We start from the raw sequence: 26,940 nt of genomic DNA on the forward strand, positions 1-26,940 counted from the left end.
CTTAGACTAAGTTTTAATCAGTCGTGACGGCTCGGGAAGCGGTTCGGCTCTAAAGAAGGGTGAAAATATAAATTTTGCGAGGCGGCTTCAGACCTGACGGGAAGAAGGGCCCTCCTGGAGGCGAGGGCCTTCGAAAAAATTACCGCTCTCTCAGCGCCTCTTTTGCGCGGTTGAACGGCTTGATCATATAGTCGAGCACCGACTTTTCACCGGTCTTAATATCCACAGTCGCAATCATTCCGGGCACAATCGAAAAGTGCCTTCCTGCCTTGTTCACCAGGTAATCCTGATTGGTGCGGATAAAGACCCGGTAGTAGAAGACTTCGGGTTTGGCTTCGTCCTGAATCGTATCCGGTGAGATGGTCTCGACCACGCCTTCCAGCCCACCGTAGATGGCGTAATCATAGGCGGAGATCTTCACCAGCGCCTTCTGGTCAGGGTGGATAAAAGCGATATCACGCGGCGAAAGACGCGTTTCGATCAGCAGATGATCGTCCACCGGTACAATCTCCATCAGCTCACCGTTGGGCGGAATAACGCCACCGATAGTTGTCACTTTGATGTTTTTCACAATCCCCCGTACCGGGGATTTGACCGTCAGCCGCGTCACTGAGTCCTCACGCCCCTTCAGAACCGCCGATACCATATCCACCTCGGCATTGGCTTTCGAGAGCGCTTCGCGGGCCTGCACATAATATTGCGAACGCACATCGGTAAGCTTCAGCTCCAGGTCGCTCTTCTGACGCTGTAAACGCAGCTCTTCCACATGGCTTGCAGCACCGGTTTTCACCAGCCGCTGGGTAATGGCGAGCTCTTTATTGGCCAGCGCCAGGGCCTGTCGCAACTCGCGCTGGGTATCTTCCAGCTGAGCGCGGCGGGAGTTATACAGCCGGGTTTCGCTGGCGGTGAGATCGGTCCACTTTGCCAGCGAAGGGGGGAACTTCAGCGGCAGGTCGTTCACCTCGGCATAGAGGCGGGCGCTGGAGGCCAGAGAGGCGCGATAACGCGCTGCGCTCTCCCCCACGTTGGATTCAGAGCGGGTAGGGTCCATCCGCGCCAGGACCTGGCCGGCCTGCACCTGATCCCCCTCATGCACCATCAGTTCAGCAAGGATCCCCCCGTCGAGCGACTGCAGCTTTTGCTCACGCGAGCTGGGGATCACTTTCCCGGTACCGGTGGAGACCTCGTCGAGGATCCCCCACCAGGCCCAGGCGCCCAGCACCACAAACAGCGCCAGCGTAAAGAGAATAATATTGCGCGCCCCGGTATAGCCGCTCTCGCTGCCGAGCGCGTTATCAAGGTCATCCATCGCCGCGGCGTCACGCTGACTGATTTTCATTTTTCCACTCCCGTCCGTTTGCCTGCTGCTGCATGCGGCTATTGCTTAATGCCTGTGCTTTCGGCGCGTCCATCACCAGCATCCCCTCTTTTAGCACCACCACCCTGTCTACCAGCTCCAGCACCGGCACCCGGTGGGTGGCGACGATCAGCGTGCGGTTGCCCAGCCAGGCCTGCAAATGTTGAATGAATTCTCGCTCGGTATGTTCATCCAGCGAGGCGGTCGGCTCGTCGAGCAGCACGATATTGGGGTCACGCAGGAACATACGTGCCAACAGAATCGACTGGCGCTGGCCGCCCGAGAGGCCCACGCCGTTCTCCATGATCGGGTGATCCAGCCCTTTCGGCAGTTTCTGGACAAAGGTCGCGGCACCGCACATGGTCAGCACCTGGAAGATCTCCTCGTCGGTAGCGCGCGGCGTGCCGAGGGTAATGTTTTCACGCAGGGTGCCGTAAAAGAGGCGGGCATTCTGGGTCATTAGCCCCACGTTACGCCGGAGATCGGCCACGTCGAGATGCGGCAGGCTGATGTTATCTATTCGCGATTCGCCGTCGATCAGATCCATGCCGCCGATCATCGCCTGCAGCAGCGTCGATTTTCCCGCGCCGTTGCGCCCGAGGATCGCCACTTTTTCGCCAGGTTTGATCTCCAGGCGGTTGATGCGCAGCGCCACACGCTGCTCCTCGCCGCCATAGCGGAACTGGGCCTGCTCAAACAGGTAGTGACCGCGCAACACATCCTGGCGGATAGGAGTCTCTTCACGCTGGTTCTCGGTGGGCAACTGCATAATGCTGTCCAGCCCCTCTTTGGCGGCTTTCACCTGCTGCCAGCGGGCCAGCACGCCACACAGCGTGGCCATGGGCGCCACCATGCGAGAGGCAAGCATCGAGGCGGCCACCACGGCACCGGTGGTCATCTCCCCTTCGATCACCATCGGGGCACCCACCACAATCACGGCGGCGTACACCAGGCTCTGAATGGTCATTCCCCAGCTGATCAGGTTCTGGGTCAACTCGCGGGTGCGCAGACCGGACTCGGCGGTAATCTGGATGTAGCTGTTCCACTGCTGTAAAAACCGGTTCTCCGCCTGCATCAGCTTGATATCTTCCAGCCCCTGCACGCTCTCCACCAGTACCGCGTTACGCAGGGTTGACTCGTGGGCCGCCTGCTTCGCCAGCGCCGCCAGCTTTTTTTGTAACAGCAGCCCGGGCAGCACCATCAGCACCGCCGCCACCGGGGCAATCCATGCAAGCTGTGGGGCGATAATCGCCAGCACCACCACAAACAACAGGAAGAAGGGGAGATCGACAATCGTCGAGATCGTGGAGGAGGTGACCATCTCACGGATCTGCTCCAGCTCGCGCAGCTGCGAGATAAAGCTGCCGGTAGAGCGGGGAATGGCGCTATTGCGCAGGCGCAGGGCGTGCCCAAAGACGCGGTCAGAGACGCGTAAATCCGCGCGTTTACCCAGCAGATCCATGATGTGGCTGCGGGCCATTCGCAGTAAAAAACCAAACAGCGTGGCGATGAGCACCCCGATGGTCAGCACATACAGGGTGGGATAGGACTGCGCCGGAATGACCCGGTCGTAGACCTGCATCGAGAAGAGAATACCCGCCAGCGACAGGACGTTAACGAAAAGTGCCGCCAGCATCACGTAGGCATAGGGGCGCATGTCGCGCATGACTAGCCGATAGAGCCAGTCAGGACGATATTGCGAAATATAGGCATCCACGCGGCTGTCTTTCAGCGCCGACAGCGGACGTAAGGCTACCACGTGGCGGATTTTGGGCAGCAGGGCGCTCATCGAGAGGCGATTGACGTGCGTTTTATCGTCGAAGAAGCAGACGTCGAGGGTATCTTCTCCGTCAAAATGTTCGATTACGCCGATATTGCCATCGTCCAGCTCCGCCACCACCGGCAAGCGCCAGCTGTTAATAGATGCCTGTTCGTTGCTCAAGAGCTTAAAGCTTAATCCTGCGTCGCGCGCCAGCCCGGTCAACGCCGGGATTTTGGGCTTATCTTTTAGCCAGGGGGCGCTGGCGACCAGCGCGCCGGGGGAGCAGGTGACCCGGTAGCGCGTCGCCACGTAGCCAAACGCCTGCGCCCACAGCTCCAGCGACTGCTGGCTGAGGGGCGCCTGTTGATCTGAATCGTTTTGCGTCATGGCTGGATCTCCACGGACTGAATAGTGCGGTTATCAAGGCTGAACGCGTTGCGCAGGCGCCCGGTGTTGTAGAGACAATTCAGCTGAAGCTGGTGCAGTTGTCCGGCGGTTTGCTGTTGGGTAAAGCGTGCCTGATAAACCTCCTGCTCGGCGTTCAACACATCCAGTAGCGGACGGGAGCCGAGGTCGAGGTACTGCTGTTGATAGAGTTCACGGGTGCGCTGGCTGAGTGTTTCCTGACGGGCCTGGATCTGCAGGGTGCTCATCAGGCTCAGCACCTGGCTGCGGGACTCCTGCAGATCTCTTCGCACTTCCAGACGCGTGCGCTGGATCGTTGACTGGGCCGCCTCCACCGCGTGGCCGGCGGCGTTACGACGAGCGGTCAGGCCGCCCCCCTGATAGAGCGGCATCTGGACTTTCACCCAGGCCGAATACTGGGTGCGGTCGCGCACATCGTTGCCCGAGTAGCGATCGTTAAGATAGTGACGCACCTCCGGTTCCAGTGAAAGGGTCGGTGTCATCTGGGCATTAGCATAATCCAGGTTGGCCTGGGCGACGTTGGCCTGCGCCCAGGCGGCCAGCACGGCCGGAACCAGGCGGTCATCCGGCTCTGCCAGATCGCAACTCTTTCCCAGCTTTTGCGGGAAGTCATTGCTCACCGTATTGAGGTTATCCCAGCCGAGGTAGCTCATTAGCGTGGCGCGGGAGCTGTCCAGGCTTGCCTGATACTGCATCAGTTGGGCGCGCGCCGCCTCGATGCGCGCTTCGGTCTGCACCACATCCGACAGCGAGCTGGCCCCTTCGTCATTACGCTGGCGTGCCAGCGTGCCGATGGAGGAGAGGGCATCGAGCTGCTCTTTCGCGGTCTCGACCATCTGCTGCCAGGTTTGCACCTGCACCAGCGCCAGGGCGGTGTCGTGGGCGATGGTATCGATGCTGACCAGGACGTTGGCTTGCTGCTGGGCTACGCCGGCGCTTTCCGCCCGTACCTGGCTTGCTACCTTGCCAAAATCGTACAGCATCTGCGAAAGCGAGAGCACCAGCGAGGGGGTAAAACCGTTGTCGTAGCCGTCATGGGTATAGCCGTTTTCCATCCCGGCATTGACCTGGGGATAGTATTTCGATTTCGCGACATCCACCTGCTCTGTCTGTTCATAGAGCTTGCCCACCGCCTCGCGAATAGTCGGATGCCAGGTGACGGCGCGGGTGACGGCGTCCTGTACCGTTAGCGTTCCGGATGGGGGTTTGGTGGCTGGCAGAGCGACGCGGCCATTTAAGGCGGGGAGTTCCTGTTGTTCGCTTAAAAGCGCAGGATTAATAACGGTAGGCGATATCTCCGCGAAAAGCGGGGTGGAAAAAAGGCAGCACGACAGCCACCAGCAAGACACTTTATCCATGCTTTTATCCCTAAAAAATCAATATATACCCGTCATCATTCAGGCTGGCTTTATTACCCGATTCATTCCAGGGCCTTGTCCTGCGGGGCCGCTGCAGGGCACCTCAAAACGCATAAGGCGTTTTGTCATGCAGCTCGAATGATGAAGGGTATAGCTCTATTGTGTTCAGCCCGGGCGGCACGCGCCCGGGTCTGTTTTTAGCGTCATTAGGTAATGATGTGATTCTGGGACACCAGCTCCTCATAGGTGGTTTGCACATTATTCAGCGTGACAAGCGTCGATTTAGCGTAGGCGGTTCCTGTGCCATCGCGGTCAATGGAGATCACCGTATTGTTGCCGCTGGTGCTCACCTGAATGTAATTACCCAGCGTCGAGCTCTGTCCGTTCCAGCCCACCAGCAGATCGCCGATATCAATCTTATCGCCCTGCGTGAGCGAGAAGTTGGTCCAGTGATCGCCGCTGCTGTTGCCCCCGGTGGCATTGCCCGCCGTGTTGTTCAACACCTGATAAATCAGGGTGTCGCCATACACGGTGCCGGTAATCTGATCATTGTGTTCGGAGCTGATAAATTTCGGCGCCATGTTAATGGTCAGAGAGGCTGTGTCGGTTTTTCCACCCTCAGTCAGAGTGTAGTTGAAGACTTCCTTGGTCGTGATGCTGGAGAGCGCAACACCGCTTTTAAGGGTATAGGTGTAATCCCCATCGGCTTCGATCGACAGGGTGCCGTAACGCCCCTGTACGGTCACCGTGGCGCTGCTGGTCTCGTACGGATCGATCGTTGAGGTCACACCGTTAAAGCCGGTTATGCTCAGACGCGTATCTACCGAGTGCAGCTGATCCATGGCCCCCTGAGAGTCAGTACCGTCAAAGATATTGCCGTTAACGGTATGGCCGCTGGTGGAGTCGAACTGGGACAACGAGAAGCTGGTGCCGGTTACGCTCGGGGTAATGGTGATATTCCCCACGCTCAGCGCACCTACCCGGCCGGTGTAGCTGAGTGTGTAGGTGCCCGCGTCCAGATCCAGGCCGGTCAGGTTAATAGAAGCGTTGCCTCCCAGCAGAATACCGCCGCCGAAGGAGCCGGTACGAATGGTGGTCCCGCCCTGAGAGAGGGTCCAGTTCACCGTCAGCCCGCCCAGGTTAAGCAGCGAGGCGACGTTGAAGTTCAGCACCACGTTGTGCAGCGCGGTATTGGCATCAACGACAAAGGTACCGCTGCCGCTGCCCTGGGTGGCGCCCAGCAGTGCCGATGTCCAGCTGGCAGAACCGACCGTGGTGTCTGAGTAAGCCGCGGTATGGTGGACCGAGGCCACGTCCACCGCCTGGCTCACATCATTCACCGCATCCAGCGGACGCGCCGTCGGGGTGATATTCAGTGAAGCGGTATCGGTCACACCGGTCGGCGTACGCACGGTATAGACGAAGGTGTCAGGGGTGTTAATCCCGTTGGATCCTACGCCGCTGCGCAGGGTATAGGTGTATTCCCCCTGAGCGTTAATACGTAAGGTACCGTACTCCCCTTCGATGGTGGTGACGCCAGTGGCGCTCACCGCCACGCCGTTCACCTGGCTGACCACCGTGCCGTTCGGCACGATGTCATCCGACAGCACATCACCCTGGGTGGTGGCCGACACGCTCTCTACGCTGTAGACATGATCCTGCAGCACGTTGAGGGTATAACCGGTCAGGGCAGTGATCCCCGCCGCCGTGTTAAGCAGGAACAGATACTCCCCGGCCGGCAGTTGCAGGGTTAACTGCGGCGAGGTGCCGCCGAGCAGCGGGGCACGCAGCCAGTTAGCCACGGTGCGATACTGCTCGAAGGTCTGCGTCGCTTCGTTGAACTTATAGACGTACAGATCAAAGGTGGAGGCCAGCGCCACACCCCCAACCGAGGCCTGAATGGTCATGGTGCGGGTGGTGCCTTCTTCCACGTTGTAGATGATCGGATTGCTCAGATCGTCCAGCAGGTTCAGCCCCAGCGTAGAGCCAAGATTGATACCCACCACGGTGAAGCCGCCCTGCGAAGACGGGCCGTTATCTACCGCGCTGACGGTGGTATCGAAGGTCAGGGAGGCGGTGTTGTCCGTCGCCACCACGCCGTTACTGACGGTGCCCTGGCCAAGCGAAATCACCAGCTTCGCGGAGTCGGTAGTGCCGCCACCGGTAAGGGTATAGGTGAAGCTCTCCGTGCGACCCAGAACTGATGGACCGGCATTGCTGTTCAGGGTGTAGGTATAAGTACCATCGCTGCGGATAGTTAAGGTGCCGTACTGCCCCTGAACAACGGTATCGCCGGTGGCGTTAACCGCGACGCTCTGGCCAAGTGCGTTAGTTATGCTGGTGACCAGCGTCCCGATCGGGGCGGTGTCGCTGCCCGTGGTCGGATCCACGTCATCAATCACGTTCCCGCTCTGGGCCGTTTCTCCGGTCAAGGTGCCCGCGCTGGTTTCGGTGATATTCACGTTCAGGCTGGTATACGAGCCTGTCGCCAGCAGGTTGGTGTTATAGCTCAGTACCCGGTACTGCCCGCCCGTCAGATCGTTGAGGTTAAGCGTTACCCCGCTCGCCCCCAGCGTCAGCAGGTTGGCAAACTGCGGCAGGCCGGTATCCACTACCGTAGTCCAGGTGTTATTGACCGCATCCCAGCGCTGCACCACCAGCTCAAGGGTATTGAGCAGCGAGAGCACCACCCCAGTGGCGTTAGCGTCGATGGTCATGTTGGCGCTGCCGCCCGCTCCGACGGTGAAGTCCACCTGAGCGGTGTCGTTGCCAAGCAGCGTCAGCACGTTACCCACTGCGCCCACCAGCAGGAAGCCATAATCGCTGTACTGGGTATTGGTCACCGTAGCGGTCGTTCCCAGCTCCAGCTCAATCGCGTTATCGCTGGCAGAGAGCGGCAGAACCGGCGCCGTAATGGGGAACGTAGTGGAGACGTTGCCCGCAGCATCGGTCGCCGTAAGGGTAATCTGCTCCCCGTCGACCTGTTTTTGCTGGAAGGTGTAGCTGAAGGTTCCGTTAGCATTGGCGACCGTAGTGAACGAACCATTCGGCGTGTTGATGGTGACCGTACTGCCCGCTTCGGCGGTGCCGCTCAATACGCTGCCATCGGCGTTGAAGGTACCCTGCGGTGCATTCGGCGCCAGGGTGTCCACGATCACCGAGGTAGACGTCGACGCCGGGCCGGTACCGGTGGCGTTACTCGCCGTGGCGGTGAAGGCGTGTGAGCCCTCCGTCAGCCCTGTCGTCGGTGTGAAGGTCCACGCGCCGCTGCCGTTAGCTTGTGCGGTACCGATAGAGACGCCGTTATCATAGATGGTGACCGTAGAGTTCGGCTGCGCGGTACCGGCCAGCGTCGGGGTTGCGTCGTTGGTGGCCTGACCGTTGGTCAGGGTGCCCGTCACCGGTGACTCACCATCGGTAACGGTGGTAATGACCGGCGCATTCGGCAGCGTCGTGAACGGTGCCGTCACGGCGGAGGTCGTGCCCGCGTTACCCGCCCGGTCGGTGGCGAAGACCTGCAGTGCTTCGCCGTTGGTCTGTGCCGGGGAGATGGTTGCGGTAAAGGTGCCGTCACCGTTCGCCGTGGCGGTACCCAGAACGGTACCGTTGGCGCTGGTGATCGTCACGGTGCTGCCCACCTCGGCAAGACCGGTGACGCGGGTGCCGTTATTAACCACCGCCAGGCTGGTTGGCTGCAGCGGCGCAACGGTATCCACCACAATGGAGGTGATGGGCGAGGCGGCGCTGCTGTTACCCGCTGCATCGGTGGCGGTAACGGTAAAGTTATGCTGGCCTTCGCTCAGGGCCACGTTGGTTTGTGGCAGGCTCCAGTTGCCGTTCGCATCCGCGACGGCCTGGCCCACAACGGTGGTGCCGTCATAGATGGTCACCGTCGCGCCCGCTTCCGCGGTGCCGTTGAGGGTTGGCCGGTTGTCGTTAGTCGGTGTCGCGCTGGTGACCGGGCCGGTAATTGACCCGACGTCATCCACGATGGTGGTGATCACTGGCACCGCAGGTGCGGTGGCATCCACCACGATGGTAAAGCCACCGGTTGCCGTGCTGCTGTTACCCGCCGCGTCGGTGGCGGTGACGGTCAGGTTATGGCTGCCATCCGCCAGCGGTGTCGTTGGCGTGAAGGTCCAGTTACCGTTTGTGGCCACAACGGTGCCCAACAGGGTCGTACCGTCGTAGATACTTACCGTTGAGCCCGCCTCGGCCGTCCCTGCCAGGGTTGGTCGGTTGTCGTTAGTGGTCTGGCCGTTGGTCAATGGCCCGGTACCTGCCGGAACGTCGTCGGTCACGCTGGCCAGCACCGGCGTGGCAGGTGGCTGGGTGTCAATGTTGAGGGTAAAGGCTGGCGATGGCGGGCTCACGTTGCCTGCCGCGTCGACGGCTCTTGCGGTCAGCACGTGCTGGCCGTCCAGGAACGCCGTTTCGACAGGCAGCGACCAGCTGCCGTCCGCGTTAGCCTGAGTCTGGCCGATGAGCGTGTCGCCTTCAAAGACGCGCACCACGGCGTTCGGTTCGCTGGTGCCGTTCAGCACCGGCTGCGCATCGTTAGTTGGCTGACCGCTGCCGACAGGGCCGGTGATGCTGCCCTGGTCATCGATAGCCTGGCTGATGAGCGGTGCCTGCGGGGGCACGTTATCAACCACCACCACGAAGCCCTGCGTCGGTGTACTGACGTTACCCGCCGCATCGGTCGCCGTGATGGTCAGCGTATGGCTGCCGTTGCTCAGCGCGGAATCAGGGGAGAATGTCCAGCGACCGTCCGACCCGGCCGTCGTCTCACCAATCTGCACGCCGTTGTCGAGGATACGCACGATCGCACCGGCCTCCGCCGTACCTGCCAGCGTTGGCTGCTGATCGTTGGTGGCCTGTCCGCTGGTCAGGGTTCCGGTGTTCGGGCCCTGATCGTCGGTGACGCTGAGAAGCGTTGGGGTATTCGGCGCGGCGGTGTCCACCGTCAGGTTATAGAGCGTGGAGGTGAAGCTGGTGTTGCCTGCCGCGTCGACGGCGGAGAGGCTGAATACATGCGGCCCATCGGTCAGTGCGGTCGTCGGCGTAAAGGTCCAGGTGCCGGCAGCGCTGACCACAGCGGTGCCGATCAGCGCATCGTTGTCAAAGATCCGAATGGTGGCGCCCACTTCGCCAGTACCGTTGAAGGTAGGCAGGTTGTCGTTGGTCGAGGCCCCGCTGGCGAGGGTACCGGTCGCCGGACCGACATCATCCACCACGCTGGTAATGACAGGCGCGGCCGGCGGAGTGATATCTACCGTGATAGTAAAGACCGGTGAGTTCGCGCTCACGTTACCGGCCGGATCGATAGCGTTGACGCGCAGGCTATGCGGCCCGTTTGTCAGCGCCGGTTCTGGCGTGAAGGACCAGGTACCTCCCTCACCGACCACCACACTGCCAATCACCGTGTTGCCATCGAGAATACGAACGGTGCTTCCCTCTTCACCCGTACCGGTGAGGGTAGGGGTGGCGTCGTTGGTGAGCTGTCCGTTGGTCAGATTGCCGGTGCCCCCCTCCACGTTGTCGCTCACGCTGGTGATAACGGGCAGGGTTGGCGCAGTGGTATCGACCACCACCGTCCATGGCGTTGAGGCGTCGCTGACGTTGCCCTGCGGATCGGTGGCGATGACGGTGAAGTTATGTGTGCCTTCCGCCAGGGTTGGGGTGAAGGTCCAGGTGCCGCTTGCGTTGGCAATGGCGGTACCCAACACCGTGTTGCCATCGGAGATGGTGACCACGCTGTTAGGCTCTGCGGTGCCGGTCAGGGTCGGCGTGTTGTCATTGGTCACACCATTGGTAGGGATGGTTCCCTGAACGGGATCGACGTTATCCGATACGTTGGTGATGGTCGGCGTGAGGGAGACGGTGTCTACCACCAGGGTAAAGGCTGCGGACGGATCGCTCTCGTTGCCCGCCGGATCGGTGGCGGTAATGGTCAGGGAGTGGTTGCCCTCGCCGAGCGCCTCGGTAGGGGTAAAGGTCCAGCTACCGGTGGCACCGACCAGTGCGGTGCCGATCGGGGTGTCATTGTCGTAGACGGTGATGGTCTCACCCGGCGTGCCACGCCCGGAGAGGGTCGGTTGCGCGTCATTGGTCGTCTGGCCCGAGGTCAGCGGCCCGGTGCCCGGCGCGACATCGTCAGTTACCGCGCCAATCACCGGCGCGTTCGGCGCGGTCACGTCGATCGTCACGCTTGCCGCAGGTGAAAGGCCACTGGTGACGCCGTTCTCCGTCGCGCTGACCGCAAAGCTATGAGCCCCTTCGGTGAGTGCCGGGGTGACTGGCCATGTCCAGGTGCCATCCGGGCCAGCTGTCACCGTCGCCACCGCCACAGGGTTGCCGTCCAGGAAGATGTTCACCGTGCTGTTTGCCGGTGCGGTGCCGTTCAGCGTCGGGGTAGGGTCGTCAGAGGTTTTCCCTTTCACATCCCCCGTTACCGCGCCCTCGCCATCAATAATGGTGGTAATGACCGGGACGTCCGGCAGATCTACGCCGGAGTCGGTCACTGTGTATTCGGTGGCGGCGCCCAGATTACCGGCCGCGTCGGTGGCGGTTAGGGTCAGAGTGGTCTGGCTGGTTTGCGCCGGTGACAGGGCGATGCTGAAATTGCCCTGCGCATCGGCCACGCCGCGGCCCAGTTCGACATTGTCATCGTCGGTAACGATCACCGTGGAGCCGGCCTCGGCGGTACCGGTAAGCGGCGTGCCTTCAGGGGCCAGGGCGGTCACCTCCGGTGCATCTGGCGGCGCGGTGTCGACCGTCAGGGAGATCGGCTCGCCGGTAGCCGTGTTCCCGGCGGGATCGGTAGCAACAATGGTAATAGTGTGGGTCGCATCGCCCAGGATATTTTCCTCAGGCACGGAAACCGACCAGGTGCCGTCTTGCAGCACGACGGCTTCGCCTACGATGTTGTCATCGACAGAGAGTCGGATGATGCTGCCCGGTTCACCGGTGCCGGTGATGGTAGGTGTGCTGTCGCGGCTATAGAGTATGTCACCCACCAGGGTGGCGCCTTCTACCGCGTCAATCTGCGGCACGGACGGGGCCAGCGTATCGATGGTGACGGTCATGGCCGGGCTGGTGGCGCTCAGGTTACCCGCCGCATCCACCGCGGCGGCGGTAAGGTTCAGCGGCCCATCGGGCAGCGGGGTCGTTGGGGTAAAGGTCCAGGCGCCGTCGGTAATCGGCACGCGGCCGATTTCGACCCCATTGTTATAGATGATGACCTCGGTGGCATCACCGTCTCCGTTCTCCAGGGTGCCGGTGATCGCAGGCGTGGTATCTCCTGTGGCACCGCCGTTACCGGCTCCGCCCACGGCCGTAATCAGCGGAATTTCCGGCGCGCTGATATCCACGGTGACCGTGATGCCGCCAGATGGAGAAGAGGCGTTCCCCGCCGGATCGGTGGCGGTGGTGGTAAAGGTGTGATCCCCTTCGGTGAGGTTGCCCTCAGGTCTCCAGCTCCAGTTGCCGTTAGCATCGACCGTAACGGTGCCAACCACGTTACCAGGATTGGCGGAGGCGCTGTCGTAAATGGTGATGACATCGTTCGCCACCCCGGTACCGCTCAGGACCGGACGCGGATCGTTGGTGCTGCCATTGTCCGCCACCGGGCCAGTGCCCTGGGCCACGTTGTCGGTCACCACCGGGACATCCGGCACCGCCGGTGGATCGGTATCGATAGTGATAGAGACCGCCTGCGACGGCGCACTGCTGTTGCCGGCGCCATCCTGGGCGGTCACCGTCAGGGTGAGATCGTAGGTGCCATCATCCAGCGGCTCTGTCGGTGTCCAGGTCCAGACGCCACCGGCCGGAATGGTCACCGTATCAAGGACTTCGTCACCGTTGTAGATGGTGATGATATCCCCTTCCGTACCGCTGCCGCTCAGGGTTGGCGTAGTGTCGCGCGTGGTACTGCCCGAGCTCAGATCCGTTGGCGTGGTCCCGTCCGGGTTGGCGGTGACCGCTGGCGCAGCCGGGGTCTCCGGCGCGGTGGTATCAATCACCAGGTTGACCGGGGTAGAAGTCGTGGCGGTGCCTGCCGGATTGGTCGCCACCACGGTGAGGGTATGTGGCCCTTCCGTCAACGGAACCTGCGGAGTAAAGCTCCAGTCGCCGTTAGGCTGAACCGTGGCGGTGCCGATCGGGTTGTCACCATCATAAATGGTCACGGTCGTGCCCGGATCGGTGGTGCCGGTAAGCGTTGGCGTGGTGTCGTCGGTGGCCGCGCCGTTGGCAATCGGCCCGGTGTTAGGACCCACATTGTCGGTAATGGTGCCGATTGTCGGTTCTCCCGGCACCCGGGTATCGATGCTCAGGGTGAAATCAGGCGATGCCTCGCTGACGTTCCCCGCCGCGTCAGTGGCGACGGTGGTCAGCGTGTAATCCCCATCATCGATCGGCGTTGTCGGGGTATATGTCCAGGTCCCGTCCGGCAGGACGGTCACGCTGGCGAGCTCCTCGCCGTCCAGACGAATGCTGATGGTCGCACCAGGTTCGCCGGTACCGTTAATCGTAGGGGTGCCGTCGTTGGTGGGCTGACCGCTGGTGACGGTGCCGGCACCACCCTCTACGTTATCGATAATGGTGCCGATCGTCGGGGCATCAGGCAGGGCGGTATCAACGGTGATGCTCCAGCTGTTTGATATCCCGCTGACGTTGCCCGCCGCGTCCTTAGAGGTTGCCGTGAACAGGTGCCCGCCTTCGGTAAGGGCGGCAGGCGTATAGCTCCAGCTGCCATTCTCCAGCACGGTGACGGTCGCCAGGAAGACGCCATTATTCAGCAGGGTGATGGTCGAGCCCGGCTCGCCGGTACCGCTAATCAGCGGCGTATTGTCATTGGTGGTGGCACCGTTATCCAGATTTCCGGTGTTGGCCTCCACGTTATCATTGACGCTCAGGATCACCGGCGCTTCCGGTGCCGTTGTGTCCGGCGCGTTCACCGATGCAGCCGGCCCAGGGTTGCCGGTCGGGTCGGTGGCGCTGACATCCAGGCTTTCACCGTTGCGTTGCGGAGGAGTAATCGTGACAGAGAAATTACCACTATCATCTGCCTTGCCGGTGCCGATGGTGGTGTCGCCATCCTTCACGGTGACGGTGCTGCCCGGCTCGGTGGTGCCGGTGACGGTGGTCCCGTCAGGGCTTACCGCCAGGTCACCCGGTGCGGCTGGTGGGGTAGTATCCGGCGCGTCGACCTGCGCCGGCACGCTGGTATTGTCATTTCCGTCACTGGCCGTGACGTCCAGCAGCTGGCCGTTAGTTTGCGGTGGATCCAGCGTCAGCTCGAATTTACCGTCGTTGTTGGCCTGGCCCTGGCCCACCACATTGTCTTCCTGATCGCGAACGATGACGGTGCTGTTCGGTTCCGCATCACCGGTAATGCTGGCGCCATCGGGTGCCACCACCACATTTTGCGGGATCTCTGGTGCGGTGATATCTGGCGCGTTGGCATTGGTCACGGTGCTCGGGTTGCCCGCAACGTCTGTTGCCGTCACGGTAATGGCTTCGCCATTGATCTGAGCCGGTGAAATCGGGACGGTAAAGCGGCCATCCGGGCCCGCCGTCGCGGTGCCAATGGTATCGCCATCGGCATCTTTCACCGTGACGGTGCTGCCCGCTTCGGCCATACCGGTCACCTGCGTGCCGTTTCCGGAGACTTCAACGTCATCGGGAGCGGTCGGCGGGGCGGTATCAATGGTGAAATTCCAGGTCAGCGACGGTCCGCTGGTGCCGGCTGGGGTTGTCGCGGTGGCGGTAATCACGTAGTCGGCATCGGGCAGGGCAGGAGGCGAGAAGCTCCACTCACCGTTTCCGTTTGCCGCGATCGGGCCGTATGCGGTCCCGTTGATCAGCAGGTTAATCGTGGCGTTGGCTGCCGCAGTACCGCTGATAAGCGGCGTCGTGTCATTGGTCGGCTGGCCGTTACCAATCGCCACCGGATCCGCGCCGTTATTATTTTCCACACGAACAATCAGCGGGGAGTCCGGGAAGCCGGAGTCGGTGGCATCGAAGTTTACTGGGGTGCTACGGTTGCCCGCGGTATCTTGTACCACCACGTTCAGCTGTTGGCCGTCGGTCTGTGCCGGGGTCAGGCGCACGCTAAAGGTGCCGTCTGCACCCGCCGAGGCCTGACCCAGCAAGGTCGTTCCGCTGTAGATAAATACGGTGCTGTTTACCTCGGCCTTGCCGGTAACGAAAATGCCTTCTGGCGCCATCGGATCTAACGTTGGCGCTTCGGGTGGCGTGGTATCAACGATAAAGGTAATAGGGGCGGAAGGCTGGCTGATATTGCCTGCGGCATCGCTCTCCCGCACGGTAATGGTGTGGGAACCTTCGTTCAGGGGGGCCGTCGGTTTGAAGCTCCAGGTGCCGTTTTGCTGCACCGTGGCGGTGCCAACGACGACGTTATTATCGTAGATCGTAAGTTTGCTGCCCGGCACGCCGGTCCCGGTCAGGATGGGCTGAGTCTCATCGGTACTCTGTCCGTTTTGCACTGCCCCCACTACGCTGCCGCTCTGGTCATTGACGATGGCCGCGGTAGGCGCGGCAGGAGGGGTAATATCGACAATCACCGTAAAACCTGCGGAGGCCGGGCTGGTATTGCCCGCCGCGTCGGTCGCTTTCACAGTAATATTATGGATCCCTTCGCTCAGATTACTGCCTGGCGTAAAGCTCCAGCTACCGTCCGCGCTCACTTTAGTGGTGCCTATCTGCTTGCCGTTATCGAAGAGGGTGATGGTGGCCCCGGCTTCACCCTGCCCGCTGAAGGTTGGACGGGTATCATCCGTGCTCTGACCGCTGGTCAATGGCCCTTTGATGCTGCCCACATCGTCGTTTACCAGAACTATCGTTGGCGCGTCGGGTGCGACGGTGTCTGTCACCCCAAGCTGAGTCTCTTTACTGACGTTGCCCGAGCTGTCTGTGGCTGTGGCGGTAAGGGTCTCGCCAGCGTTAACGGGAGCGCCCAGGTCGATAGTGAATTTACCGTCGCTCCCCGCCTGGCCTTTGCCGATAATATTCCCGTTCGCATCGCGAATGGTTACCGTGCTGCCAGGCTCCGCAGAGCCGGTGATGGTGGTGCCGTCAGTGGAGAGTTGCAGGTTGGTTGGCGCCTCTGGCGCAACGGTGTCGGTTACCGCAAGCTGGGTCTCCTTACTGACGTTGCCCGCGCTGTCTGTGGCCGTGGCGGTAAGGGTGTCGCCCGCATTAACGGGGCCGTCCAGACCAATGGAGAATTTGCCGTCGCTCCCGGCCTGGCCTCTGCCGATGATATTCCCGTTGGCATCGCGAATGGTTACCGTGCTGCCCGGCTCGGCAGAGCCCGTAACTGTGGTGCCGTCTGTGGAGAGCTGCAGGTTGGTTGGCGCATTGGGTGCTGTCGTATCCGGATCGCCCGGATTCGGAGGGAGGGGATTATTATCATCATCATCACCACCGCCGCCGCCACCACCGCTTGCGGCGATGGCAATCCCACCGGCAACCGCCAGACCACCCAGTACCCAGGGCCATACTGCCCCTTCACCTGCCGAACCGGTGGCACCACCGGCCAGCAGCGCCTCGGTTGAGGCAATTGACTCGTACTGTTCAGCTGCCAGCGGATCTTGAATCCACCACAGCGCACCGTCTGCCTCCTCCAGCACCAGCTGGCTGCCGTTGCCCGCCGCGTAGAAATTTTTCAGCGTAATGGTTTCACCTGACGTCAGGCGAACAACGAGATCGTCGTTGCTGCGGCTGTAACCTGCAATATCGGCGCGGCCCACGTGGAGCGTGACGATAGAGGGGTTATTCAGAATGACCTGAGTCCCCTCCATAGTGGTTTCTGATTTCGTCAATGTGGAGAGGACAGTGATCTTGCTCATTCGAAATACTCCCGTCAGAGTGCGTAGAAATGGCGCGCAGGTTGGGGCCATTCCTTCCCATAGATAAAAGGTATCCGCAGCGGCAAAACTATTATTTAAAATAGTTCAGCACTGAAATTGGTTAATAAGGCAATCAATACGTCTCAGGAAAAATAAGAGGTATTGCAATGTTGCACATGAGGTGCGAGTCGATATTAGTGTGCGTTTTTGGGCGTTTTTATTCCCTATAAACTATGGTGATATCAAATTATTGCGTATGAATTTGATATAGCGCTTAAGCGAGGAAAGCGCAAATTAAGGAAGCGTAAATAAAAGGTAAGTGAAGCTAATTAAAAGTGCCTAATAACGCGTTTAATTCTATTTACCCTGCGTTCCACCGCTGTAGGCCTTGCCTGGCCTGCGATGGCGCGCTCGGTGCGGGCTGTAATACGTAGGCCTGAAAGTGCGAGAAATTCGATCGTAATCACAAAATTTCATTTAAGTAATTGTGGGTTACTGTTTTAGTATTAGTTAAGTTAAGAGTGAATATATTATATTTAAGGGCGATTATTTTTATATATAAGTTTATTTGCCTGTATTACCAAAGACTGCTACTGACGCGGTGGTAAATAAAGTAAGGGATTTTGGCTTAATTTTCGCTGTTAATTAATGGCTGGCCAGAGATATAGTTCCCAATACGTTGATATTTATCCGAAGTGCAGAGCACTTTTACGAAGGCATAGCGCACCGGCAAAAGTCATGTAGCGTAAAAATTATTGTTAAGCTTTTTGAGTAGCGGGCTCGCACAAAGCAACAAAAACGCAGGGCGTAACAAGATGAAAAGGGTATAGTTTATGGGTGCACACGTTTTTGATGAGCCGGAAATTATGTCACCTTCAACACCTCCCATAAGCCAGACTGAGCCAAAACCTGACCTCACCATTGGTTTTTTGCTGATGAAGCAATTTACCCTGGCCTCCGTGGCCGGGTTGGTTGAATCTCTGCGTTTTGCCGCTGATGAATCCTTTTCCAGTCGGCAAATCTTTTGCCGCTGGGAGTGGATGACCTGCGATGATAAGCCCGTTACCGCCAGTTGCGGGTTGCCGGTCTCACCCACCGCCGCGTTAGATTTCAGCAAACCCTGGGATTACTTCGTGGTGGCGGGCGGTCTGCTGGAGGAGACGCGCCAGCCGCCCGGCTGGTTGTTAACGGCTCTGCGGGATCTGCATGCGCGTAATATCCCTATTATCACGCTCTGTAGCGGCGCGTTTGTGGCGGGTAACGCCGGGCTGCTCGACGGGCGTCACTGCGCCATCCACTTCACCACCCGGGATGAGTTCCGCCTGCGTTTTCCGAAAGCCATCCCTGTTATTGATAAAACCTACATCAAAGATGGCGGGATCATTACGTGTCCGGGCGGTACGGCCATCGACCTGGCGGCAGATCTGATTCGTCAGCATTGCGGACTGGTACGTTCGCAAAAGGTCCTGAAATATTTGCTGGTGGAAGAGGCTCCGACACGCCAGGCGAAACGTAAAGCCCCGCTCAGCGAACCGGATGGTTACGATAACGAGCTGGTCAATAAAGTCATTGAGTTTATGCAGCATCATCTGGACTCTCCGGTGCCGCTGGCAGAGGTGGCAGATTTTGCTGGCGTCACATTCCGCCAGCTTAATCTTATCTTTACGAAGTGTACCGGCCACTCGGCGGCGGTGTACTGGCGACGTATGCGTCTGGAGCGGGCGCGTAAACTGATGGCCGACTCCAGCAACAGCATCGGCGCTATTGCTATAGCGACCGGTTTTGCCGATGCGACCCATCTCATCTCGTGGTTTCGTAAGCAGTATGGCGAAACGCCGGGCTCGTTCAGAAAACGGCGGCGGGAAGTGGAAAAGCTGGTAAAAGAGTAAGGGCTGCGATGCAGCCCTTTTTATTAGAGTGTGTTACGTCGGGTGAGCGGCGCGTTGAGGGTCACCTTTTGCCGGGGGGCATCATCCAGCGACGCGGCATCCTCCAGGCTCCGGGCGTTGGTCTCTGGTGCCAGGAACCAGGAGACAATCAGCCCGAAGAAGGTGATGGCCGCCGCAATGTACATGGTGTTGCCAATCCCCAGGGTTTGCAGGGAAACCGGCACCAGCCAGGTGCCCACCGCCGCGCCAACGCGTGACAGCGAGGTTCCCACCCCAACCGCACCTGCACGAATTTCAGTCGGGAAAATCTCGTTTGGATAGACCAGCTGCAGTACCTGCGCACCCCCGATAAAGAGCGCGTACAGGCCAAACATCAGCAGAATGACAGGCGAGGGGCCATCACGCAGCAGGCCTAACAGCAGAAGCGCCAGGCCGGACCAGAGGAAGCTTTGCAGCAGCAACTTACGGCGGCCCAGAATATTCACCAGGCGGGTGGCAACGATACAGCCCACCACGAACAGCAAGGTAATGGCTACCGATCCCCAGGAGGCCCAGGCGCCGCTCAGGTGCAGGGCATCCAGTACTTTTGGCGCAAAGGCATAGACTGCAAATACCGGGATCACCGAGCAGGTCCAGAAGATGGTCACAAACGCCATGCGTTTGCCGTAACCCGAGTGCAGCAGGCTGGCGAACGACAGGTTTTTGCTTTCGGCCTGCACAGGCAGGTTATCGAGGCTAAAGTCCGGCCCGTAAACCTGACGAATGATCGCTTCGGCTTCCGCGTGGCGTCCTTTACTCATCAGCCAGCGTGGTGATTCCGGCGTACCCAGACGCACAATGAACAGCAGGGCACCAATCAGCGCGGTGCTGGCCAGCGCCAGACGCCAGGCCTCCGGGCCGCCCAGGTGCAGGATCGCTTCCCCGGCCAGGTAGGCGGTCGCCGCACCGGCAAACCAGAGAATGGTGAGGGTGGCGAGACAGGGGCCACGGTTTTTCTTCGGCAGAAACTCGACCAGGAAAGCGGTGGCAACCGGATACTCAATGCCGACCGCCACGCCGTTCAGAAAGCGCAGGGCGAAGAGCATCTCGCCGCTCTGCACCCAATACTGTGCCAGCGAGCAGACCACAAACAGGGTCGGCCCCACAAAATAGAGCACGCGTCTGCCCAGACGGTCGGTCAGGGCGCCGCCAATAAAGCCGCCAAAAAAGATGCCTATCAGCGCCGAAGCGGCAATAAGCCCTTCCCAGAAGGCGCTCAGACCGAGAGCAGGGGAGACCTTCATCATGGCGATGCCGATAATACTCAGCACATAGCCATCGACAAAGGAGCCGCCGCCGGAACGAACGGTCAGTAACCGATGAAAACGATTAAGCGGTACGTCTTCAACTGAAAGGATATTTGACATGATAACTCCTGTCTTTTCCCGACGTCGTTGAATAATCAGTAATAAGAGGACGTAATAAATAGCAGAGGCGATGACTATTTATTTAGACCGAGCGAAGCTCATACCGTTAATCAAACGAATACGGAATAAATGTAGGTCAGGTAAGATCGATAAAGTGTTATCCAGAGCAGATATAGCGATCTTAATAAAACAATGAATGAATTTATCGGTTATTGAGGCTGATTCATGACAGGTACTCCTCCGGTGCAGGATGGTCGGATAAGATGTTATTTATATCTATTATGGTCTTACTTCGCTTTACGTCTTGCGGGAGACGTATCCCCCGCAGACGGAAATCAAGAACGTTCGTCAGATAACTTTGCCACCGGGACGGTGCGCGTCGACCACCAGCAGATAAGCGAGCCGAGACTTACCATGGCGGTACCCTGCCAGAAGGCCATCGTCAGCTGTGAACTGAGGATAAACGCGGCCAGCACGGCAGAGATGATCGGAATAAAATAGGAAGCGGCGGCCAGTATCGTCACGTTGCCATGCAGGATGCCGACGTTCCAGGCGGCATAACCGAAGCCCATAGCGATGGCCGCGAGCAATAAACTTATCCACGCTTTCCACGATAAAATAAAGTCCGGCTGAGGCGAGGTGAGAAATTTCACCCACAACGTCAGGGCCGTCAAAATAAAGAACAGGGTAATACCATTATTGCCTTTAGCGATTAATTTCGTGACCACGCAATATATTGCCCAAATCACCGCGCCGCTAAATGCCAGGCCATAACTTAGAGGATTGTCCATTACGTTGCGGGTCATTTCGTTTACGGAGAATCCCTGGTCCCCGCCCAGCACCCGGCCAATGCCAATGATGGCGATGATTACCCCGGGTATAATTAACGGGCTGGTTTTCTGGCGGGTAACGATCACCGTTAACAGAATGGTCAGACTCGGCCAGAGGTAATTGACCATCCCCACTTCGATGGCCTGCCGTCCGTTATGGGTAAAGCCCAGCGATAACGACAGGCACAGCTCGTAGCAGACAAACAGAATGCTGCCGAGGATCAGATAGCTCGGTGGGAACTGGCGAATTTTCGGCAACCCAACGGTAAAGATCAGCAGTATCGCGCTGCAGGTGTAGATCAGCGCCGCGCCTCCTACCGGGCCAAAGCCCTCGCTCACGCTTTTAATCAATCCCACAATCGCACTCCACAACAGGATCGCTATCAACCCGATGAGTGTCGCTTTCTTCTGGGGCATACCCTACCTCTGTTTACAATTTGGTCACAACCAGGCGCTGTGCAGTCGCTTTCTGTTAAATCCCGGTTAAATTCAGTCTTAAAATTATGCCTCTCAACTCTCTCTGTAAATACGCCTTCATCCGCAATAATCCCGGAATGTGATCGTTATCGGAAATCATATAGAAAATTACTACGCTTGATATCACAATTTAAATTGCTGTAATTAAAAGAGATTTATTTTTGCTCGTGTAAAAATATACGGTAATTTCGTATTTATATTGTATTTTCTGTGTATACAAAAAATATTCACCCATTGACCTTTTTTACCCCCTTGTGCAAATTTTTAACAAACGCACGCCATCACGGTTGCGTAGCTGACTGTTACGGTCATGAATTTCCCTGGAGGTTATCGTGTTTACATTTGAAGGTATCTACACCCCGGCCATTACTCCTTACGCAGCCGATGGCAGCATTGATTTCGCGCGCTTTGCCGAGGTGCTGGAGTCGCTGATCGAGGCGCGCGTACACGGCATTATCATTGGCGGATCTACCGGCGAGTATTACGCCCAGAGTCCGGAGGAGCGTAAAGCGCTGGTGGAGCACGCGCGCAGCGTGATAGGTACCCGTCTGCCGCTGGTCGTGGGCACCGGCGCCATCCGCACTGAAGATGCGGTGGACTACGCAAAACATGCCCGCGAAGCGAAAGCCGATGCCATCCTCGTGACCTCTCCGCCCTATGCCCTGCCGACCGAGCGGGAAAATGCCCATCATGCGCTGACGGTCGACAAAGCCGCACAGCTGCCCATCATGCTCTATAACTATCCGGGCCGCATGGGTATCACCATGGGCGAGACCTATTTCACCGAAGTGAGCCGCTCGGCGAACGTGGTGGCGATTAAAGAGAGCTCAGGCGATTTCAATAACCTGCATTTGCTGGCCTGCAAATTCCCCAACATTGCGCTCTCCTGCGGCTGGGACGATCAGGCGCTGGAATTTTTCGCCTGGGGCGCGCGCAGCTGGGTCTGTGCAGGTTCCAACTTTATCCCCCGCGAACACGTGGCGCTGTATGAAGCCTGCGTGGTGGAGAAAGATTTCGACAAGGGGCGCAAGATCATGGCTGCCATGATGCCGCTGATGAACTTCCTCGACGGCGGAAAGTTTGTGCAATCGATCCGCTACGGTTGCGAACTGAACGGCCTGACTTCGGGGGCGGTACGTGCGCCACTGCAGGGACTGGACGAAGAAGAGAAAGCTCAACTGAAAGCCGTCATTGCCGATGTGAAACGCAACGTGGCTGCGGCGACAGCGGCATAAGGGGGCAGAATGAGTCAGTTGCAAACAGTGGATGACGTTACTGCCATCGCCCGGGCGTTGCCCCTGGCCAATAACGCCTTTATAAACGGCCGCTTCGTGGCGGCCAGCGCCGGGAAGAGACTGCCCACCCACAACCCGGCGACCGGCGAGCACATTACTGATATTGCCGCCTGCGACGTTGACGATGTCAACGCGGCGGTGAGCGCCGCGCGCGCTGCCTTCGAGGCCGGAAGCTGGAGCAAGCGGGCTCCGGGCGAGCGCAAAGCAGTGCTGCTGAAGCTGGCAGAGCTGATGGAACAGGAGGTTACGCAGTTAGCGGTGCTGGAGAGCCTCGACAGCGGCAAGCCCGTGAGTGAATGCCTGACGGTGGACGTGCCGGAAACCATTCATGTCATCCGATGGCACGCCGAAGCCATCGATAAGCTATACGACCACACCGCCCCGGTGGGCGAAGGGGCGATGGCGTTGGTGGTGCGTGAAGCCATTGGCGTGGTGGGCTGCGTTCTGCCGTGGAACTTTCCGCTGCTGATGCTGGCCTGGAAGCTTGGCCCGGCGCTGGCGGCGGGCTGCTCGGTGATCGTCAAACCGGCGGAACAGACCTCTTTAACCGCGCTGCGGATTGCCGAACTGGCACATCAGGCGGGCGTTCCGGCGGGGGTACTGAATATCGTGACCGGTACCGGAAAAGCAGTGGGCGAGCCGATTGGCCTGCATCCGGATATCGATATGGTGAGCTTTACCGGCTCTACCGCCACCGGACGGCGTTTCCTGCACTACGCCGCAGAGTCAAATCTGAAGAAAGTGGTGCTGGAGTGTGGTGGCAAAAATCCAGCGCTGGTGTTTGCCGATGCCGAAGATCTGGCGAGCGTGGCCGGGCATGTGCTCAACGGTGCTTTCTGGAACATGGGCGAGAACTGCTCTGCCACCTCGCGCCTGCTGGTTCAGGACGAGATAAAGGAAGCGCTGCTGGCAGAGATGGCAAAACAGATGGGCGACTGGCCGATGGGCAATCCGCTCGATCCGCAGAACCGCCTCGGCAGCCTGGTTTCAGAGGAGCATTTCAGTAAGGTCAGCGGCTATCTGGAGACGGCGCGCCAGGAGGGGCTGCGCATTATTCACGGCGGGGACACGGAGCAGGGGGTTTATGTGCAGCCCACGGTTATCGACGGCGTAACGCCGGCGAGTGCGCTGTTCCGCGAGGAGATTTTCGGCCCGGTGCTCTGCGTGACCTCCTTTAAAACCGAAGCTGAAGCCGTCGCCCTGGCAAATGACACCCCCTATGGACTGGCCGCATCGGTCTATACCGGCAAGCTCAACCGGGCGATCCGCGTTTCGCGCGCCATCCGCGCAGGCACGGTCACCGTCAACTGCTTCGGTGAAGGGGATGCCACCACCCCGTTTGGCGGCTATAAACAGTCGGGCTTTGGCGGACGTGATAAGTCGGTCTTTGCGCTCGACCAGTACACTGAACTTAAGACCATCTGGATTGATGTTCCCACAGACGATGCCTGACACGCACAGGAGAGGGCTGCCCGCCGCCGTTATCGGCAGGCAGCCTGCGCGTTCAGCCTGAGCTGACGGAGATGAAAAACCATCTGTTTGCCGCCATGCCTGACGGCCTGGAAAAGCGAGTCCACTTCTACTTCTGTATTCTGGTCGCGATGGGTCTTTCCAGACGGCATGGGCGTATTCGGACGAACCGGCAGAAAAATGCCTTTCTGATGAAATGGTTAAAAAATGCGAGCGACGGGATGAGCTTTCGCCAGTTCGCTACTAGCGAAATTGCCTGGCTGCGTAGTGAGATCTTGCGCCATCCCCCGGATCGGGATCCTGAACCGATGTTGCAGTTGATCTGGCAAACCGCTAATGAGCTGAAAAATCATCGTTAATCGTTGAAAAACTGGGGCTATTCGAGGGGTGAGAAGAGGTGATTTATTTTTGCTGTATACCGCCTTTTTCTGTAGGTTAACCGCAGACACTGGCCACTCACCCGGTTTTTCAGGAGGCGACAATGAGGACGGGAAAAGCAGCGCTATATGAGGATCTGAAGCGTCTTATTTTAACCATGGAGCTGGATCCGGATGAACTGCTGGATGAAGCCAGCCTGACGGCGCAATACGGCTTGTCCCGCACGCCGGTCCGCGAAGTGTTTCAGCGCCTGGCGGGTGAAGGCTATCTCGAAATTGTTGAAAAACGGGGCGTACGCGTCATCCCCATGAGCCACTCGACGCTGCGTAACTTTTTCCTTGTCGCACCGATGATCTATGCAGCGACCGGGCGACTGGCGGTGCAACACTTTAAACCGGAGCAGCTTAAAGCGCTGAAAGAGACGCAAAAGCGGTTTCGCAAGGCAGCACAAACCCATGACGCTCAGGCGCTGGCGCTGGAGAACAATCGTTTTCATGAAATTATGGGCGAGATGGCGGCTAACCCCTATCTGCAGCCGAGCCTCGGAAGGCTGCTGATTGACCACTGTCGTATCGGACATACCTTTTTCCGCCCGCAAAACGACGATATGGCGCGGCGGTTGCAGCTGGCGGCAGACCATCATGACGCCTTTATTGCCGCCATCGAGGCGCGCGATGAGCAGGCGGTGGTTGACCTGGTGTTCGAGCACTGGGAGCTGTCGCGTGAAAACATGGAGATCTTTATTGCCCCCCAGGGGCTGAAGGCCGATGTAGTTTCGCCACCTGAAGGCGATAAGCGCTAACCCCACGCGTTGCGCCTGTCGGCCTCCGCTGGCAGGCCTGTCTCTCTGCATCCTCTCTATTTCACGGCTTTATTGCTGCGGTTTTCCCCTGGGCGTTGCACAACATTTTTTTAACCTGGTTACTATTTTTATACTTTATGTATACATGAGATATACATCACGTATTCATTTTAGCAGCATGGCTAACATTATTTCAGCATCACCTGACCTGAGCGCCCCGCAGCGTGCGGCAGGTGAATTTGAAAAGAACCCAGCGTACCGGAGTAATAAACGTGCAAAAGATCACCTCGCTGCCGGCGGATGACGCCCTGCCGGGCTGGTATCACACCAGCCAGGCGCGTACCCCTCGTCCTGCCCATGTTGGACAAAAACATGCCCGCTGGGCGATTGTCGGCGCAGGCCTTACTGGCCTGGCCGCTGCCCGACAGCTGGCGCTCAACTTTCCTGACGATGAAGTGGTGCTGATTGAGGCCCAGGAAGTGGGCTATGGTCCGTCCGGGCGCAACGCCGGATTTGCCATCGACGTGCCGCACGATATCGGGGCAAAGGATTACATTGGTGATGTGAAAACCGCTAAGTTGATCCTGAAACTTAACACCCTGGGGCAGAACATCCTGCGCGCGATTGTGAAAGAGCAGGGCATTGACTGCCAGATGTCCGACTCGGGTAAGTATCAGGCTGCAGTGGGGGAGCAGGGCGTTGCCATTCTGGAGGCGTATCGCCGTGGGCTGGAGAAGATTGGCCGTGACACCGAGATGATCGCCGGCAAGGATCTGCCGGACCACATTGGTACCTCCTATTATAAGCAGGCGCTGTTTATTCCTGGCACCATGCTGCTGCAGCCATCCGCGCTGGTGAAGGGGCTGGCAGATAGCCTGCCCGCGAACGTAACGCTGTATGAATACACCCCGATTACCGCCATCAACTATGGCGATAAGGTGACTCTGATACATGATAAGGGCTGCATCACTGCCGATAAGCTGATTCTGGCCAACAACGCTTTTGCCTCACACTTTGGCTTCCTGCGTGGCCGCCTGCTGCCTACGTTTCTCTATGGCAGCCTGACCCGTCCGCTGACGCCAGAGGAGCAGGCGGGGCTGGGCGGCAAACCGGTATGGGGCGTGATCCCGGCGCATCCGTTTGGCAGTACCGTGCGCCGGACGGTAGATAACCGCATCCTGGTGCGGAACAGTTTTAGCTTCCACCCGGATGGCCGTCCGCGTGAACAACATCTGAATAACTTTATCGCCAATCACCGTAAGTCGTTCGAGCGCCGGTTCCCGACCCTTGATAAGGTGGATTTTGAGTACTCCTGGAGCGGGGCGATCTGCCTGTCGGAAAACCATGAAGGGTTCTTCGGCCAGCTGGCGCCGAATGTCTATGGCGCGCTGTGTTGCAACGGACTGGGGATTACGCGCGGCACCGCCACCGGCACGCTGCTGGCCGATATGATTGCCGGCGAGCGTAATGAGCTGATTGACTTCCTGGCGGCCTCGCCGGGGCCGAATAAAACCCCGCCGGAGCCCTTCCTGTCGATTGGGGTGAACTCGGTGCTGAAGTGGGGGCAGTTCAGAGCGGGGCTTGAGGTGTAGGATAAGCGGCCGGTGCCTAAGC

Annotated in this window: 12 protein-coding genes; 6 read left to right on the forward strand and 6 right to left on the reverse strand. The window is 58.9% G+C overall.

Annotation, left to right across the window (positions count from 1 at the left end; genetic code table 11):
* Positions 1 to 139: 139 nt before the first annotated feature.
* The 4 genes from B3511_RS18275 to B3511_RS18290 all read right to left on the reverse strand — a co-directional run bounded on the left by B3511_RS18275 (position 140) and on the right by B3511_RS18290 (position 16,779).
* Entirely contained in the window at positions 140 to 1,309 is a 1,170-nt protein-coding gene (locus B3511_RS18275; RefSeq protein WP_154298883.1) for an HlyD family efflux transporter periplasmic adaptor subunit, read from the reverse strand.
* Between the two features lie 10 nt (positions 1,310 to 1,319).
* Positions 1,320 to 3,506: a type I secretion system permease/ATPase gene (locus tag B3511_RS18280; RefSeq protein WP_040074351.1), complete on the reverse strand. Its 2,187-nt coding sequence runs from the start codon at positions 3,504 to 3,506 to the stop codon at positions 1,320 to 1,322.
* The gene (locus B3511_RS18285; RefSeq protein ID WP_286787185.1) at positions 3,503 to 4,903 is read right to left on the reverse strand and encodes a TolC family outer membrane protein; all 1,401 of its coding nucleotides are present in this window, start codon (positions 4,901 to 4,903) and stop codon (positions 3,503 to 3,505) included. The genes B3511_RS18280 and B3511_RS18285 overlap by 4 nt, the downstream gene beginning before the upstream one ends.
* A gap of 206 nt (positions 4,904 to 5,109) precedes the next feature.
* Positions 5,110 to 16,779, reverse strand: a complete 11,670-nt coding sequence (locus tag B3511_RS18290; protein WP_286787186.1) for a BapA/Bap/LapF family large adhesin — start codon at positions 16,777 to 16,779, stop codon at positions 5,110 to 5,112.
* Between the two features lie 866 nt (positions 16,780 to 17,645).
* Here B3511_RS18290 and B3511_RS18295 point away from each other — a divergent pair.
* Positions 17,646 to 18,668: a GlxA family transcriptional regulator gene (locus B3511_RS18295; protein WP_040078417.1), complete on the forward strand. Its 1,023-nt coding sequence runs from the start codon at positions 17,646 to 17,648 to the stop codon at positions 18,666 to 18,668.
* Positions 18,669 to 18,691: 23 nt separating this feature from the next.
* Here B3511_RS18295 and B3511_RS18300 read toward each other — a convergent pair whose 3' ends face one another.
* Both B3511_RS18300 and yddG read right to left on the reverse strand, forming a co-directional pair.
* Positions 18,692 to 20,074, reverse strand: a complete 1,383-nt coding sequence (locus B3511_RS18300; protein ID WP_040074355.1) for an MFS transporter — start codon at positions 20,072 to 20,074, stop codon at positions 18,692 to 18,694.
* Between the two features lie 335 nt (positions 20,075 to 20,409).
* Complete coding sequence (gene yddG / locus B3511_RS18305; RefSeq protein ID WP_046886085.1) at positions 20,410 to 21,321, reverse strand: aromatic amino acid DMT transporter YddG; 912 nt, start codon at positions 21,319 to 21,321, stop codon at positions 20,410 to 20,412.
* A gap of 392 nt (positions 21,322 to 21,713) precedes the next feature.
* Here yddG and B3511_RS18310 point away from each other — a divergent pair, with 392 nt between their 5' ends.
* The 5 genes from B3511_RS18310 (at position 21,714) to B3511_RS18330 (ending at position 26,918) form a co-directional block, all read left to right on the forward strand.
* Positions 21,714 to 22,616 carry a dihydrodipicolinate synthase family protein gene (locus B3511_RS18310; RefSeq protein WP_040074358.1) on the forward strand — a complete coding sequence of 301 codons (903 nt, stop codon included), beginning with the start codon at positions 21,714 to 21,716 and terminating at the stop codon, positions 22,614 to 22,616.
* A gap of 9 nt (positions 22,617 to 22,625) precedes the next feature.
* Complete coding sequence (locus B3511_RS18315; protein ID WP_286787187.1) at positions 22,626 to 24,128, forward strand: aldehyde dehydrogenase; 1,503 nt, start codon at positions 22,626 to 22,628, stop codon at positions 24,126 to 24,128.
* Positions 24,129 to 24,199: 71 nt separating this feature from the next.
* Positions 24,200 to 24,505: a hypothetical protein gene (locus B3511_RS18320; protein ID WP_233800836.1), complete on the forward strand. Its 306-nt coding sequence runs from the start codon at positions 24,200 to 24,202 to the stop codon at positions 24,503 to 24,505.
* A 122-nt stretch (positions 24,506 to 24,627) separates the two neighbouring features.
* Complete coding sequence (locus B3511_RS18325) at positions 24,628 to 25,326, forward strand: GntR family transcriptional regulator (RefSeq protein WP_286787188.1); 699 nt, start codon at positions 24,628 to 24,630, stop codon at positions 25,324 to 25,326.
* A gap of 272 nt (positions 25,327 to 25,598) precedes the next feature.
* Positions 25,599 to 26,918, forward strand: a complete 1,320-nt coding sequence (locus tag B3511_RS18330; protein ID WP_233800838.1) for an NAD(P)/FAD-dependent oxidoreductase — start codon at positions 25,599 to 25,601, stop codon at positions 26,916 to 26,918.
* Positions 26,919 to 26,940: the final 22 nt, after the last annotated feature.

It is taken from the genome of Leclercia sp. UBA1284 (assembly GCF_002308415.1).
GTDB lineage: Bacteria > Pseudomonadota > Gammaproteobacteria > Enterobacterales > Enterobacteriaceae > Enterobacter > Enterobacter pneumoniae.